Below are 15490 nucleotides of genomic sequence, written 5' to 3'. Positions count from 1 at the left end.
CCCCGGGCGGGGGGGGGATTTTCTGGGTGGGGGGGGGCCCCGGGGCCCGCCCCGGCCGGGGGGGGGGCGCGGGTTGCCGGGGGGGGTGCCCCCCCCCCCCGGGGGGGGGCCCGGGGCCCCCCGCCACGAGTGTTTTCAGCAAGTCCTGCATCGGCCCTGGCGGTTGTTAGTTGCCCCGGTGCCCGCGTCGCGGCGGGTGCCGACGAACCGATGCCTCGACCTCACCCGGCCAGCAGGCCGGGGTGGGAACTGGCGAACGCCAGCCCCCTCATGCCTTGCGCTGGGTGTTGGCGCTGGACTGCGGGTGCCGCATCACCATGCGGGCCCGCTGCATCTCGCGGGACATGCTGCCCAGCCAGCGAACCAGACCTGCCATCGGGGCGTCCTCCACTACTTCGAGGGGATGAATCGACGATGCTCCGTCCCGTTGTCAACTCCCGGTTCCCGACAACCGGCGCGAACCGGGCGGGGCGAAGCCGTCTCACCCGCCATGTCGTCGCAGGTAGCTCCCGTGTTTCCGGCAATACATAACGTAACGATAACGAATTATCGGATAGTGGCGGTACCTATCAAAAGGGTTAGTGCGCAAGGCTTCGCGGACGCAGCGCGGCTGGTCCGGACAGTCGTATCAGCTGGGGTGAGCGCCCACCGTGTCGCGCAGCTCACCAGCCACCGCCAGGTCCGACTGGCGCGCGCAGTGCGCACAGCAGAAGAACCGGCCGCTGGCCTCCACGCCGTGTCCGAGAATCCGGCACCCGCAGTGCTCGCACTGCGGCGCCAGCCGCTGCGCGGCGCATTCGAAGCAGTCGAAGGTGTGCACCCCACCGCCCATGGTGTGCACCTCGAAGGTCATCCAGTAGTCGTTGCCGCAGACTTCGCAGGTCCCCATGATGTTGCCTTTCCGCGGGATTGGGCAGACACCCGCAGCATGCGGCCGCACGCATGGGTCGGCAACCGCGCCGGAAACACCCCCGTCACCCGCACCGCCGCTGCCCACCAGCCACCCCGATGTGCCAGCATGATCACGATCACGCCGAGGAATCGGGGGAGCAGCCATGCACGACGACCGCCGCATCGTCGAACAGCGCCTCGATCGAGTGCTGGCCGAACGGCTGCGCCCAGCCCAATACGCCGACACGCTGCCCTGCGACGTCGCGGTCTGGCACGCACCCGGCGAACCGGTGCCCGCCACCGAAGCGCTGCACGCCGACTACACGCCCACCGCCGTCGGCCAAGCCTGGGGCCCGGCCTGGGGCACCAGCTGGTTCCGGCTGTCGGCGAGGGTGCCCGAGCAATGGGACGGGCGGATCGTGGAAGTCGTCGTGGACCTCGGATTCGACGACGACCGCCCCGGATTCCAATGCGAAGGTCTCGCCTACACCGCCGATGGCACCCCGATCAAAGGACTGCACCCGCGCAACACCCACCTGCCCGCCGGACGCAACTCCGCCGGACGCACCCGCACCTGGTACGTCGAAGCCGCCGCCAACCCGATCATCCTGGGACCCCGCGGATTCCGGCCCACCGAACTGGGCACCAAACCCACCACCCCAACCCCGCCGCTGTACCAGCTGCGCCGCGCCGAACTCGCCGTGCTCGACGAACCGGTGTGGCAGCTCATCCAGGACACCGAAGTCCTCGACCAGCTCATGCGGCAACTACCGGTGGACTCCCCGCGCCGCCACGACATCCTGCGCGCCCTGGAACGCATGCTCGACCGCCTCGACCTGCACGACATCTCGACCACCGCGCCCGCCGCCCGCGCCGAACTCGCCGACACCCTCGCCAAGCCCGCCCACCCCAGCGCGCACGTCATCTCCGCGGTCGGGCACGCCCACATCGACTCCGCCTGGCTGTGGCCGCTGCGCGAAACCGTCCGCAAGGTCGCCCGCACCGTCGCCAACGTCACTGCCCTGATGGCCGAGCACCCGGACTTCCACTTCGCCATGTCGCAGGCCCAACAACTGGCGTGGATCAAGCAGCACCACCCGCAGCTGTTCGACCGGGTGCGCACCTTCGTGCACACCGGGCAGTTCGTGCCGGTGGGCGGCATGTGGGTGGAAGCCGACACCAACATGCCCGGCGGCGAGGCCATGGCCCGCCAGTTCGTCCACGGCAAACGCTTCTACCTCGACGAGTTCGGCATCGAAACCCGCGAGGTGTGGCTGCCGGACTCCTTCGGCTACAGCGCCGCCCTGCCGCAACTGGTCGCCCTGTCGGGCTCCCGGTGGTTCCTGACCCAGAAGATCTCCTGGAACCAGACCAACAAGTTCCCGCACCACACCTTCTGGTGGGAAGGCATCGACGGCACCCGGGTGTTCACCCACTTCCCGCCCGCCGACACCTACAACTCCGAGATCACCGGCGCCGAACTCGCCCACGCCGCCCGCAACTTCGCCGAACACGGCTACGCCACCCGATCCCTGCTGCCCTTCGGGCACGGCGACGGCGGGGGAGGACCCACCCGCGAAATGCTCGCCCGCGCCTACCGCACCGCCGACCTGGAAGGCTCCCCACGGGTCCAACTGGCCACGCCCGCGGAGTTCTTCACCGCCGCCGAAACCGACCACACCCGCCCCGCGGTGTGGTCCGGCGAGCTCTACCTGGAGATGCACCGCGGCACCTACACCTCGCAGGCCAAGACCAAACAGGGCAACCGCCGCAGCGAACACCTGCTGCGTGAAGCGGAACTGTGGTGCGCCACCGCCACCATCGCCACCGGCCGCACCTACCCGTACCAGGCGCTGGACCGGTTGTGGAAACAGGTGCTGCTGCACCAGTTCCACGACATCCTGCCGGGCTCCTCGATCGCGTGGGTGCACCGCGAAGCCGAAGCCGCCTACGCCCGCATCGCCACCGAACTCGACGCGATCATCAACGACGCCCTGCAAGCCCTCGCCGGTGAACCCGCCCGCCCGCTGACCTTCAACGCCGCCCCACACGCCCGCCACGGCGTCCCAGCGCTGGGCGCGGCCAACGCGGGCAACACCTCCACACCCACCGCCACCCGCCACCCCGACGGCGTCATCACCCTCGACAACGGGCTGCTGCGCGTCACCATCGACCGACACGGCCTGCTCACCTCGATCTACGACCACGCCGCCGAACGAGAAGCCCTGGCCGGGGCGGCGAACCTGCTGCAACTGCACGCCGACCACCCCAACGCCTGGGACGGCTGGGACCTCGACGCCTTCTACCGCCACCACGTCCGCGACCTCACCGACATCGACGAACTGAGCATCGACGAACACACCGTCCGCATCCGCCGCAGCTTCGGCCAGTCCACCGTGGTGCAGCGCGTCAGCCTCGCCGCCGAAACCCGCCGCGTCGACATCGACACCGACATCGACTGGCACGAAACCGAGAAGATCCTCAAGGCCGCCTTCCCGCTGGACGTGCACGCCGACCGATCCGCCGCCGAAACCCAGTTCGGGCACCTCATGCGCCCCACCCACACCAACACCTCGTGGGAGGCCGCCAAATTCGAGATCTGCGCGCACCGCTTCCTGCACGTCGGCGAACCCGGCTACGGCCACGCCCTGGTCAACGACGCCACCTACGGCCACGACGTCACCCGCGACACCCGCCCCGACGGCGGCACGACCACCACCGTGCGGCTGTCCCTGCTGCGCGCACCCCGCTTCCCGGACCCCGACACCGACCACGGCCACCACCGGCTGCGCTACGCGCTGATCGCCGGAGCCGACATCGGCGACGCCGTCCGCGAGGGCTACCGCATCAACCTGCCCGAACGCACCATCAGCGGCTCCCGTCCGGTGGCGCCGCTGATCGCCGTCGACAACCCGGCAGTGGTCGTCGAAGCGGTCAAACTCGCCGACGACCGCAGCGGCGACCTCGTCGTGCGCCTGTACGAGTCCCGCGGCGGGCGGGCGCACGCCAGGCTGACGATCTCCTTCCCCGCGACCTCGGTGACACGCACCGACCTGCTCGAACGCGCCCTGGCCGAACCGGATGCCACCACCGACGCACTCGATCTGCGGCTGCGTCCGTTCGAGATCCGCACCCTGCGTTTCGCCCGCGCGCCACGGTGAGCTCACACTGATGCGGATGCAGCTCCACGACAGCGCGATCCGCTACATCGACGGCGAACCCGACGCGGTGCTCGCCGCCAACACAGGCCTGACCGCGATCCCCGACGCGCTCCCACGGCTGCGGCACCTGCGGCGCATCGACCTCGACGGCAACGCCATCACCGAACTGCCCGCGACCGTCACCACCCTGCCGCGGCTGCACACCCTGCTGCTCTACGACAACGAACTCACCAGCCTGCCCGCCGAATTCGGCCCCGCGCTGCGGCATTTCAGCGTCGGTCGCAACCACCTCACCACGCTGCCCGACGAGCTGTGGCAGGCCACCACCCTGCACACCCTCAACCTCGCCGACAACCAGCTCACCGAACTGCCCGACGCGCTACGCGCACTCGCGGCACTGCGGATGCTCGACCTCGGCCACAACCAGCTGCGCGAGATCCCCGCCGCCATCGGCGACCTGCCCCAGCTCACCGACTACCTGTACCTCAGCGACAACAACCTTCGCCGCGTGCCCGCCGCGCTGGGCAACCTCGACCGCCTGGACTACCTCAACCTCGCCGACAACCAGCTCACCGAACTACCGGCCACGCTCGGCGGCATGACCGCGCTGCGCGAACTACGGCTGTACAACAACGCCCTGACCGAACTGCCGCACACCCTCGGACAGCTGCACCGGCTGCAGGAGCTGCACGCGCGCGGCAACCGGCTCGCTGCGCTGCCCGAGTCGCTGGCCCAGGCACAGCAACTGCGTCACCTGGACCTGCGCGACAACCCGCTGCAACGCCTCCCGGAGGGCATCGCGGCGCTGACCGAACTGACCCACCTCGACCTGCGCGCCACGGCACTGCGAGAGCTGCCCGACGGCCTGCGCTCGCTGCCCCGGCTGGGCAAGCTCGACCTGCGCTGGACGAAACTCGACCGCCACCCGGACTGGCTCACCGACCTGCGCCACCGGGGCTGCGTCGTCCTGCTCTGAGCACCGCGGCCGATCAGCTCAGCAGCCGTTGCCACGTCGACTGGTCCACCACGCCAGTGGTGGGAAGTCCGGTCATCGCCTGGAATTCCCGCACGACCGAGATCATCCGGTCGGCGAACCGCGCATCCGCGTCCAGGTACCGGCCCCGCGAGATCAACAACACCTGAGCGGCGCGCACCGCGTCACCAGTGGCACCCGAACCGAGCACCGGCGCCAACCCGGCCCAGCCCGCGCCGCCGAACACATCCGGCTCGGGTATCCGCGTGGCATAGCACGACATGCCCACCGCGCCGCTCGCCCTGGCGACCTGGCCCGCCGCCGCCTGCGTCTGCTCGCCGAAGACGCCGTCGACCGGGACCGACGCGCCCTGCGCCCGCAACAACAACTGCAACGCGGTCACCGACGGACCCGACGCCCCCGGCCGCAGCAGCGGCCACGTCACCGGGTGCCGCACCGCCTCACCGGTGGCCGCACCCACCGCCTCCCGCAACTCCGGTAATCGTCCATACAGGACCTCACCCGGACACTCGGTGGCCATGAAATCCCGGTGCCCGTAGATCTCGCCGGGATCGATGCCGTACTGCGCCACCATGTAGGAACACAGCTCCACCAGCGCATCCCACAACGCCCCCGGCACGTCGGCCTCGGTGTAGGTGCCCTCGTTCTCGATGCCCAGCGACACCGAGTTCTCCGCGCCCGCGTGCGCGCCCAACACGTGCTGAGATCCGGCGGTCAACACCGCCAGGCTCTCGTGGCGGCCTTCGGTCAGCCAGCCACCGCGCGAGTTGGTGAAGTTCTGCCCGGTGTCGATCCAACCGTTGGAATCCATGTGGAAGTCCTGGATCTGCCGGGACAGCGCGAAGGCGTGCTCCTGCGAGGTTTCCTCGCTGTTGGGCGTCGCCGTGTGATGCACGATGATCTTGACCGGCTCGATGTCCAGCACGGTCACCGGCGAACTGGGCTCCCGCGCCTGCCAATCCGCGGTCGAGGCGATCTCCGGCGCCGCCGCCCGCCGCGACCGCCCCGCCAGCGCTGGGGTCCCGCACACCCCGACCGCGGTCGCCGCCAGCCCACCGGCCAGCAGCACCCGGCGGGCAACTCGCACACCTCGCAGCACCATAACCACTCCCAAAACGGACGAACGATCATGATCAGGGCCGAGCCTAGAAACCGAAACGGTACGCAGCAGCCCCCGGCGAAGAGAATTCCTGGCGACAATCCGCCAACATCCCGTCAATCAATCACCGCCCGCATCGTGGGATGGCAAGATCACTTCGCCCGACCGCCGTCATCACCGAAACGCCGCCGCGTCCCTGGCTGTGACCGACAACCACCTCGGACAACGGGAGTGCGTCAGATGGACCGGTTCGCCCAGTTCCTGCGCCGCCAGGTCGACATCGACCTGGAACTGCTGCGCCGGGCCCGCGAAGACGCCGAAACCGGCAACGGCCACGCCTGCCTGATCACCCCGATCCGGGGCTTCCGCGAATGCGAACTCAAAGCCCGCCTGCTGGCAGCCCACCACCGCTGCGGCACCGGCGGCGGCCCGTGCGACACGCTGGGGGAGAGCTATCCGCCGGAGGACGAACGCGGCTGCCCCACCCGAGCCCTGCTCGGCCTGCCCTACGCCGACCGCCCCGGCTACGCCTCCCGCTGGCGCCCCTGACAAACCAACGGCCAGCGATCCGAACAGCAGCAGGGGAGGAGCGGATTCCGCGTCCGGCGCGCACTGCCATCGAGTCAGGTGAGACAAGGGTGTGCGACACCGCACTTTGGACGACGGGCGTGGACAGAACGTGCGAGAGTGAGCCGAACTTGCCCCGACTTGATCAGTAGTGCGCGCACAGGGCGCTGCATCGTGAACGGAACTTCCCATGGCAACGCGTGAATCCGGTCCGACACTGCTTCTTGTGCATGGCGCCTGGCATGGCCGCTGGGCCTGGGAGAAACTCCAACCCGAACTCGCAGCCGCAGGCTGGACGACCCAAGCGGTTCAGCTACCTACCGCGGTGGCGGTGAAAACTCCCGCTGAGCCCATCGCGGGCATGCACGAAGACGCGCGGGTGGTCCGAGCAGCGATCGACAACATCGACGGACCCGTCGTAGTTGTCGCCCACTCCTACGGGGGCATCCCGGTCACCCAAGCCACCGCCGGAGCACCCAACGTCACGCACGCGATCTACCTGGCGGCCTTCCAACTCGACGTCGGCGAGTCGTTGTACAGCTTCCGCGGTGCTCCACTCCCGGACAGCTTCGAAGGGACCACCCCACCTCCAGATCACGACAGCTTCTACGCCGACCTGCCAGCTGACGAGGCTGCCCAGGCGGCCGCACGGCTGGTACCGCAGAGCCTTCGCTCCTTCTGCGAGACGGTCACCCAGGCAGGCTGGCACACCATTGCATCCAGCTACATCATCTGCGACCAGGACCGAGCCCTACCACCGCACTCGCAGGACGAGCTGGCCGCCCGAGCCGGAGCCGTCCACCACCTCGACAGCAGCCACTCGCCCATGCTGTCGATTCCCGGCGAGCTCGCCGCGCTCATCACCAAAATCGCCGACGGCCGGGTTTAGCGAACCCCCTCCACCGCACCGGTTGGACACGCTCCTCGGCCACCACCCACCCGCGGTGACCCCGCCCTGGACGCGACCGAAAGTCACCGACAGGTTTGCTGGCCGGGCAGCCACCAGTTCCGTCAAGACCGAGGCTGCGCGTTCCGAATGAATTCGTTGACCGATGACCGCGGGTCGCCCGAGCGGACGAGCGCCTCTCCCACGAACACGACGTCCGCGGCCCACCCGTGGTACTCGGCGACGTCATCAGGACCGGTCACCCCCGACTCCCCTTTCGCAACCGCCAACTAGTCAGCCCAGACTGGACAGTTTCAACTGATGGTCTTACGGTGGGAGCGTGGAAGCCGACGTCTCCGAGTCCGCCGTCCGCGCCGCACGCGACCTGCGCGTGGTGTTCAGCCGCCTGCGCCGCCGACTCAGAGAAGTCGCCGCCACCCACGACCTCACCCCGTCCCAGACCTCCGTGCTCAGCCAACTCAGCAAGCAGGGAACCGCCACGGCCAGCGCCCTGGCCGCCAACGAACGAGTCCGCCCGCAGTCGATGGCCACCACCCTCACCGCACTCGACGAACAGGGACTCATCCAACGCCACCCCGACCCCGAAGACGGCCGCCGCCAACTGGTCACCCTGACCGCCGCTGGCCACCAACGCGTCGAAGGCGACCGCCAAGCCCGCCAGGAATGGCTGGCCCGCACCCTGCAAGACCACTACACCGAAGACGAGCGCCAAGTCGTGATCGAAGCGATGGCCCTGCTAGAACGCCTCACCCGCCAGTGATCTCGGCACGCCGCCACAACACCGCGCAGCACGGCTTCGACCGCAAACTCATCGCGCCGATGATCCTCGGCTCGGTGCTCAACCCGGTGAACTCCTCGATGATCGCGGTATCCCTGATACCGATCGGAACGGCCTTCGGCGCACCGCCGTCGCAAACCGCCTGGCTGGTCTCCGCGCTCTACCTCGCCACTGCCGTCGGCCAACCCATCGTCGGACGACTGGTCGACACCTACGGACCCCGCCGCCTCTACCTCGCCGGAACCGCCCTCACCGGCGTCGCCGGAATCCTCGGCGCTCTCGCACCCTCACTGGGCATGCTGATCACCGCCCGAGTCCTGCTCGGACTCGGCACCTGCGCCGGATACCCCGCCGCGATGTACCTGCTGCGCAGCGAGTCCCAACGCACCGGGCACGACGGCCCCAACGGCGTCCTCACCGCACTCGCCGTCGCCAGCCAAACCATCTCCGTCATCGGCCCCACCCTCGGCGGACTGCTCATCGGCCTCGGCGGCTGGCGCACCACCTTCTCCGTCAACATCCCGCTCTCAGCGGCCTGCCTCACCCTCGGCGCACTGCGCCTGCCGAAAACCCCGGCCCGCACAGCAGACACCCACCGCACCAACATGGACCTCGCGGGCATCGCCCTGTTCACCGCGATGCTCACCACGCTCCTGCTGTTCCTGATGAGCCCGCACACCGACCACTGGTACCTGCTCCTGCTCTCGGCCGCCGCGGCAACAGGACTGGCCATCCGCGAACTGCACACCACACAACCGTTCATCGACCTGCGAGTACTCGCAGGAAACATCCCGATACTCGCCACCTTCGGCCGCAACCTGCTCAGCTTCACCGTCTCCTACGCCTTCCTCTACGGCTACACCCAATGGCTCGAAGAAGGACGCGCACTGTCCCCATCAGCAGCCGGCCTCGTACTGCTACCGATGTTCCTGATCGCGATCGTCGTCTCCAGCCTCACCGGACGACGCACCGAAGTCCGCGGCAAACTCATCATCGGCGGCACCGCCCAGATCATCGCCTGCGCCACGCTGCTGCTCATCCACCCCGACAGCCCGATCTGGCTGCTCGTCGCCGCCACCGTGATCGTCGGCATCCCCCAGGGCCTCAACAACCTCGCCAACCAAAACGCCCTCTACCACCAAGCCGACCCCGCGCGCATGGGCTCCACCGCCGGACTGCTGCGCACCTTCACCTACCTCGGCGCCATGATCGCCTCCGCCGCCAGCGGCTCCTTCCTCAACCACGGCGCCGACACCACCGGCCTGCACAACCTGGCCACCTTCATGACCGCCAGCGCCGTCCTGTTCCTCACCGCAACCCTGCTCGACCGCTCCCTGCGCCGCATCGGCCCCACGACAACCAAAACCAGCCACGACAAGAAGGAATCATCGACCTGCTGACCAAAACCCGCGCCTGAGCGACCACCACCCAGACCCGCACCCACCGACACAGGGTCCTTCGGCTCTGGCCGCCACCCCCGCAAACCAGCCGACCATGTGGAACGGCAACACCGAGAGAAGAGACTGTTTCAGGAGCGGTTTGCGTAGCGGTGCGGGTGGCGGAACCTCAGACGCCGCCTCGACTCCGGGATCCCCGACATCATGAATGCCAATTCACCACGTCGGAGCTGTCCTCCCGAGGAGACGCCTGAGAACCCGCAGCGGTGCGAGCTGAGTCCCACACCGCAAGCGGCTACGCCGCTTACAAAACGCCCTAGGGCAGGGGAGGGGCACCATGCGCGCACTGGTGGTCTACGAATCCACGTTCGGCAACACCGAAACCATCGCCGAACACATCGCAGCCGGACTGGAGCGTTGGATGGACGTCGACCTCGCCGAAGTCGCCAGCGCCCCCACCTGCATCGGAGAGCACGTCGGCCTGCTCGTCGTCGGCGGCCACGCCTTCCCGACCACCCAAACCACCACCGACCAACCCCGCATCCACCCCGCGGCCGAACACCGGCTGCGCTACTGGCTCAACAACGTCCACAAAGGACTATCCAGCGTGCACGCCGCCACCTTCGACACCCGCGCCAAAGACCCCAACACCCCCGGCTCCGCCACCCGCGCCATCGAAAAACACCTCCGCCGCAACGGCTTCCACATCATCACCGAACCAGCCAACAGCTTCTACCTCGAACACCCCACCGGACCAGCACGCCCAGCAGAACCCCAACGCGCCCAACACTGGGCCGAACGCCTCGCCGCCAAACTCGCCACCACCGCCCGCCACCCGCACTGACCCCGCGCGGCTCAGCCCAAAACCTCAACGGTGCCCGCCGCGCCATCCACCCGCACCCGATCACCACTGCGCAACCGCGCCGTCGCGTTCCCGCACCCGACCACCGCCGGAATCCCCAACTCCCGCGCCACGATCGCCGCATGCGACAACGGCGCACCCACATCCGTCACCACCGCCGCAGCCCGCGGGAACAACGGAGTCCACCCCACGTTCGTCACCGTCGTCACCAAAATCTCCCCAATCCGCAACGAATCACCCTCATCGACCGACCCCAGCACCCGCACCGCGCCCTCCACCACACCGGCCGCGCCCGCGAACCCGCGCACCGCATCCGACAACGGCGCCAACTGACCCGACTCGTCGAACACGTCGAACCGCCGATCCGCCCACGCCGCCCACCGCACCGGATCGAAACGCCCCCGGACCAACGTCGGATACGGCCCCAAGTCGACATACGCCCGATACGTCTGCCGCCGATCCGGCACCAACCCCAGCGGCTCCCGCGACCCATCCAGCACCGCGATAACCTCCTCAACCCGCAAGAAGAACAGATCATCCCCGCACCCGATCAACCCACCAGCACGCAACACGAACGCCCGCAACACCCAGAACGCCCGGATCACCTCCGAACGCGCTGCCTCCCGCCCCCGCGCCGCCCGCGCAGCACCCGCGATCCGCCGCCGCAACGCCCGCTCCTTGCGCGGAAAACGCGACCGCAACCGCGCCCACGCCGCCTCCCGCGCCCGCTCCTGCCGCGCCAGCAACTCCACCGGATCAGTCCCCGACGACCGCAACCCCGCCAACTGCCGATCGATCCACTCCGGATCCTCCGCAGGCCGCGGCACCGACACCTCGAACTCGTCCGGACACCGATGCCCCCACCGCCGCACGAACGTCTCCCGATCGATCTCCCCACGCGCCAACTCACCCAACCCCAACACCGGCCCCAAACTCGCCAACGCCGCACCACCCGAACTCAACCCGGTCAGCAACGCATTCGCATCCGCCTCACCAACCAGCTTCCGCAGCCGCGGCCGGATCCGCACCAAACCGGCACCATCCAACCGAGCCCCCGCAGCCAACATCCGACTGCAGTCCCGCAACAACGGCTCCACAGCCGAATGCCACAACGCCGCCAACTCACCAGCATCACCAACAGCGGCAATCCGCTCGTGCAGCCCAGCACACCGATCCGGCGCTGCCGCCAACAACTCCGGTAGCCGCCGCTGATAACCCACCACCCGCCGCAAGAACGGCACCGCACCCGACAACGTCGACCACAACACCCGCCACCGCGACATCGGCAACGGCGGAACCGACACACCCGCCGGAATGCGCCCGAACGCCTGCTCACTGGCATTGCGCACCAACGCACCCAACCCCAGTGCATTGCCCGCCGCGAACGTCAAGCTCAAATTCAGGTAGAACCGCCCACCGATGTTGCCCGACAACCGATGCGGCCCCAACCGCGACAACGACATCGCCTCGGACATGAAGATCTCCACCAGCGACCACGTGCACGGCGTCATCACACTCGGAATCGCCTCACCCAAATTCGCGCACGTCCACAGGTAATCCCCGGCCAAGCTGTCGTTCCACACCTCAACCGGACGCTCCCGCAACCCGGTGATCGGCCGCGCCTGCACCACCCAGAACCGGCCATCCCGAACCACCCACTCCACATCCATCGGCCGCCCGTACAACTCCTCGATCCGCACCCCCAACGCCGCCAACTCGCCGAGCGCGGCAGGGGAGAGGACCGCCGCAGCACGACGCTCCTGCGGCACCGCCTCCTCCCGCGTCCCGCCATCGGTGCGCACCGTCATCACCGCCTTGTCCCCGATGACCTGATCACGCACCTGCCCACCCCGAGCCACCACGTACGTATCCGGTGTGACCTGACCACCAACGATCGACTCACCCAACCCCCACGCTGCATTCACCAGAACATCCTCACCAGCACCGGTCACCGGATCACGCGTGAACAACACCCCAGCCGCATCCGCCGCCACCAACTCCTGCACCACCACTGCAAGCGCAACCTCATCGGCGGCCACCCCGTTGCGCAACCGGTAGTCGATCGCCCGCGCGGTCCACAACGACGCCCAACACCGCCGCACCGCATCCAACACCGCGGACTGCCCACGAACGTTCAGGAACGTGTCCTGCTGACCGGCGAACGACATCTCCGGCAGATCCTCCGCGGTCGCCGACGACCGCACCGCCACCGCAACCTCGCAACCCATCTCGGCATAAGCCTTGCCGATCGCATCAACGATGGCTTTCCGGCACCGCGGTCTCGGCGAACAACCGCTGAATGCGCTCCGACGCCGCCCGCGCGGTCTCCGGCCGATCAGGATCGACCTCCGCCACCGCGGCCAAGATCGACTCCCGCAAACCCCCAACGGTCACGAAATCCCGATACGCCACCGTCGTCACGTCAAACCCAGGCGGAACCGGCAACCCCGCACCCGCCAACCGCGCCAACGACGCACCCTTACCACCCACCAGCGCCAAATCGGCACCAGCAGCATCCAACGGCAGCACAACAGACACTGGCACGCTCCTCATCCCTCGGAATCCAGCAGATCCCGATACGTCGCCTCGGCATTCGCCAACGCCTCGTCCAGATACCGAACCGTGGTCACCGCAAGCCGCTCCGACTCCGCCGAGGTGAACTCCCCGCCAGCGGCCAACGACCGGCACACCACCTCGGCCAACAACTCCGCGCGCACCTCATCGGAAACCGCGAACTCGTCCGGAACCATCGGCGGCGCCAGGAAGAACCCCAGGAACGCCGCGCTGACCACCTGCACCTGCTCGGCCAACCCCAGATCGACCCGCACCAACCCCGATTCGCGCAGCATCTCCAGGTACCGCACGAAATCGCTGCGCAGCGCACTCCCGGCCCGCACCGCCTTCTCCGCGCTCGCCAACTTGCCGATCACGTCCAAATCGCGCGTCACCACGGCCCGCAGCAGCGGCCGCCGCAGATACACCAACGTCATGTGCACCAGCAGACTGCGCAGCGAAGGCCCCTCCGAACCCTCGGTGACCCGCCGCCGAACCTCGGTCAGCAGCTCGACCCGCTCCCGCCGCAACAACGCGACGAACAGCCGCTCCCGGTTCTTCCAATGCAGGTAGATCGTCCCCTTGGCGACCCCGGCGGCCCGCGCCACATCGTCCAAAGTGGTCTTGTCGTACCCCCAGCGCAGAACCAACTCGGCCGCCGCATCCAGAATGCGCTGCCCACGCTGCTGCCGTCCCGAAGAACGACCCCGAGCGCCCGCCACCACCACCTCCGTGACTTCGTGACCAAATATGCCTATCTGGTCACGGGGCAGACCGTACGCCCGGAAGCCCGCGCAGGCAAGACGAGGACAGGCCCTTTACGTGACCCTGACGCACACCACTCGACACAGGAGAGCAGCCAGAGGGGAGTGGGCGATGACGCCGCCAGTGAGGGGAGTAGCGGCAACGCCAGCCGTTTCGCTGGGAGGGAAGGCAAATCGGCGCGACCAGGTTCCCCAACACCACGACTGCGTTGCCCGTGCCTCGACATGTCCAACAGCGAGCTGCGATTTGATGGATAACGTTGATTATCCATCAAATGGAGAAAGAGCTTGGGTATGCGGCCAGGCTCGGAGGGGTAGCAGCTGGGGCCGCTGACGTTGAAACCTCCGGGTCGCCCAGCTGATCAACTTGCGAAGCTCACCCGCAGAACAACACGACATCGACGGACCGGCCGACCCGACTCGATGCCTTGTGAGATCAACATCGGTGTTGCCGGGCCTGGTGACTGTTCAACGTTGCCACACGGCAGTCGACCAGCAAACCCGGGAACCCCACCGATATTCGTCACTGTGACGTTATTAAGGCGGGGAAGCCCAACCTGGAAGTTCGCGACCGAAAAGGCATCGGTGTCGGCAGGACCGGTCCGCCTGCCCACGCGGCCCGCGACGTCGCTGCGTCGTCGGGCGCATGCGAGGTGTCGGCCGGACTGCCATGCGCGACAGGCTTCTTGGGTGGATGCGCCAGGCGTCGTCATAGCCACCCAAAAGGCGCCACTCTCGTCCATCACCGCAGATCGATAGAATGCCGATAATGTACATTATGTTAAGTAAATGGTCTGCGTGCCTCACTGGATGGATCAGTGACGCAGAGCTGGGCCACTGCCCCATCGCTACCTCCGCCGACGTCTAATGGATGCACGCGGCGGTCCTCCTCTCGCCACGTTCTGCTCGCCGGTTGGCGGGCTCGTCGTCGAATCGCCCCTCTTCGGGTGCCTGCGGCGATGCTGCGAGATTTTCTTGCGTGGGATGTCGAGATCGGGGCTTCTGCTCCGACCTCCGAGTTAGGGCCCATCTGGAGGGTATCGGCGTGGAAAGGGATTGATCATGGGATGGCCAGTGGTGCACTTCGAGATCATCGGGAGTGATCCCGCCAAGCTCCGCGGCTACTACGGTGAGCTGTTCGGCTGGGCGTTCAGCACGGGTGACGCGATCACAGAGAAGGTGTCTCAGCAGGGCATGTACGGATTCGTCGACGGGAGCACGACCGGCGAGGGCGACGGGATCAACGGCGGGGTCGGTGGTGGGCCGGGCCACCAGCCCGCAGTCCTGTTCTACGTGGGCGTTCCCGACGTCGAGGCGGCGCTTCGGAAGGCGGAGAGCCTCGGTGGGAAGCGCCTGATGGGCCCCGAGCCGGATTCTGGCGGGGATTTCGCGGTCGGGCAGTTCGTCGACCCCGAGGGCAACGTCGTTGGTGTCGCCGGGCCTTCGGCGAAGTCTTCGGGGAGGTAGTCGGGCGGCTATGTCGTGGTGGACGGCGAGAGCTTGGAGCGTGCTGCGGA

At 68.1% G+C, this 15490-nt stretch carries 12 protein-coding genes and 1 pseudogene; 8 read left to right on the top strand and 5 right to left on the bottom strand.

The window, feature by feature from the left end; all coding sequences use genetic code 11:
- Positions 1–628: 628 nt before the first annotated feature.
- On the bottom strand, positions 629–889 hold the full coding sequence (locus tag MOQ72_RS26860) for a metallothionein (RefSeq protein ID WP_242188451.1): 261 nt from the start codon (positions 887–889) through the stop codon (positions 629–631).
- A 166-nt stretch (positions 890–1055) separates the two neighbouring features.
- Between MOQ72_RS26860 and MOQ72_RS26855 the strand changes: the two genes are divergently transcribed.
- Positions 1056–4052, top strand: coding sequence for an alpha-mannosidase (locus MOQ72_RS26855; RefSeq protein ID WP_242188450.1), 2997 nt, complete (start codon positions 1056–1058; stop codon positions 4050–4052).
- 16 nt (positions 4053–4068) lie between these two features.
- The gene (locus MOQ72_RS26850) at positions 4069–5028 is read left to right on the top strand and encodes a leucine-rich repeat domain-containing protein (protein ID WP_242188449.1); all 960 of its coding nucleotides are present in this window, start codon (positions 4069–4071) and stop codon (positions 5026–5028) included.
- Between the two features lie 13 nt (positions 5029–5041).
- Here the strand turns inward: MOQ72_RS26850 and MOQ72_RS26845 are convergent, their stop codons facing one another.
- Positions 5042–6148 carry a peptidoglycan recognition protein family protein gene (locus MOQ72_RS26845; protein ID WP_242188448.1) on the bottom strand — a complete coding sequence of 369 codons (1107 nt, stop codon included), beginning with the start codon at positions 6146–6148 and terminating at the stop codon, positions 5042–5044.
- A gap of 237 nt (positions 6149–6385) precedes the next feature.
- On the opposite strand from MOQ72_RS26845, the gene MOQ72_RS26840 reads away from it, so the two are divergent.
- The 5 genes from MOQ72_RS26840 (at position 6386) to MOQ72_RS26820 (ending at position 10638) form a co-directional block, all read left to right on the top strand.
- On the top strand, positions 6386–6694 hold the full coding sequence (locus MOQ72_RS26840) for a DUF6221 family protein (protein ID WP_242188447.1): 309 nt from the start codon (positions 6386–6388) through the stop codon (positions 6692–6694).
- Between the two features lie 208 nt (positions 6695–6902).
- Positions 6903–7601 (top strand): alpha/beta hydrolase, encoded by a 699-nt coding sequence (locus MOQ72_RS26835; protein WP_242188446.1) that lies wholly within the window; start codon positions 6903–6905, stop codon positions 7599–7601.
- A gap of 337 nt (positions 7602–7938) precedes the next feature.
- Positions 7939–8379, top strand: a complete 441-nt coding sequence (locus MOQ72_RS26830; RefSeq protein WP_242188445.1) for a MarR family winged helix-turn-helix transcriptional regulator — start codon at positions 7939–7941, stop codon at positions 8377–8379.
- On the top strand, positions 8376–9797 hold the full coding sequence (locus MOQ72_RS26825; protein ID WP_242188444.1) for an MFS transporter: 1422 nt from the start codon (positions 8376–8378) through the stop codon (positions 9795–9797). Before MOQ72_RS26830 ends, MOQ72_RS26825 begins: the two co-directional genes overlap by 4 nt.
- 334 nt (positions 9798–10131) lie before the next feature.
- Positions 10132–10638: a flavodoxin family protein gene (locus MOQ72_RS26820; RefSeq protein ID WP_242188443.1), complete on the top strand. Its 507-nt coding sequence runs from the start codon at positions 10132–10134 to the stop codon at positions 10636–10638.
- Positions 10639–10649: 11 nt separating this feature from the next.
- Here MOQ72_RS26820 and MOQ72_RS46060 read toward each other — a convergent pair whose 3' ends face one another.
- From MOQ72_RS46060 to MOQ72_RS26805, 3 genes and pseudogenes are all read right to left on the bottom strand, one after another.
- The gene (locus MOQ72_RS46060) at positions 10650–11723 is read right to left on the bottom strand and encodes a PEP-utilizing enzyme (protein WP_242188453.1); all 1074 of its coding nucleotides are present in this window, start codon (positions 11721–11723) and stop codon (positions 10650–10652) included.
- 582 nt (positions 11724–12305) lie between these two features.
- Positions 12306–13209, bottom strand: a pseudogene (locus MOQ72_RS46055) (PEP/pyruvate-binding domain-containing protein); the annotation flags it as partial.
- Positions 13206–13931 carry a TetR/AcrR family transcriptional regulator gene (locus tag MOQ72_RS26805; RefSeq protein WP_242188442.1) on the bottom strand — a complete coding sequence of 242 codons (726 nt, stop codon included), beginning with the start codon at positions 13929–13931 and terminating at the stop codon, positions 13206–13208. The pseudogene MOQ72_RS46055 and the gene MOQ72_RS26805, both read right to left, overlap by 4 nt.
- A gap of 1104 nt (positions 13932–15035) precedes the next feature.
- On the opposite strand from MOQ72_RS26805, the gene MOQ72_RS26800 reads away from it, so the two are divergent.
- Positions 15036–15440, top strand: coding sequence for a VOC family protein (locus MOQ72_RS26800; RefSeq protein WP_242188441.1), 405 nt, complete (start codon positions 15036–15038; stop codon positions 15438–15440).
- Positions 15441–15490 lie beyond the last annotated feature (50 nt).

The sequence above is a fragment of the Saccharopolyspora soli genome, from assembly GCF_022678645.1.
GTDB classification, from domain to species: Bacteria; Actinomycetota; Actinomycetes; order Mycobacteriales; family Pseudonocardiaceae; genus Saccharopolyspora; species Saccharopolyspora soli.
This window is presented reverse-complemented; position numbering and strand designations above follow the sequence as displayed.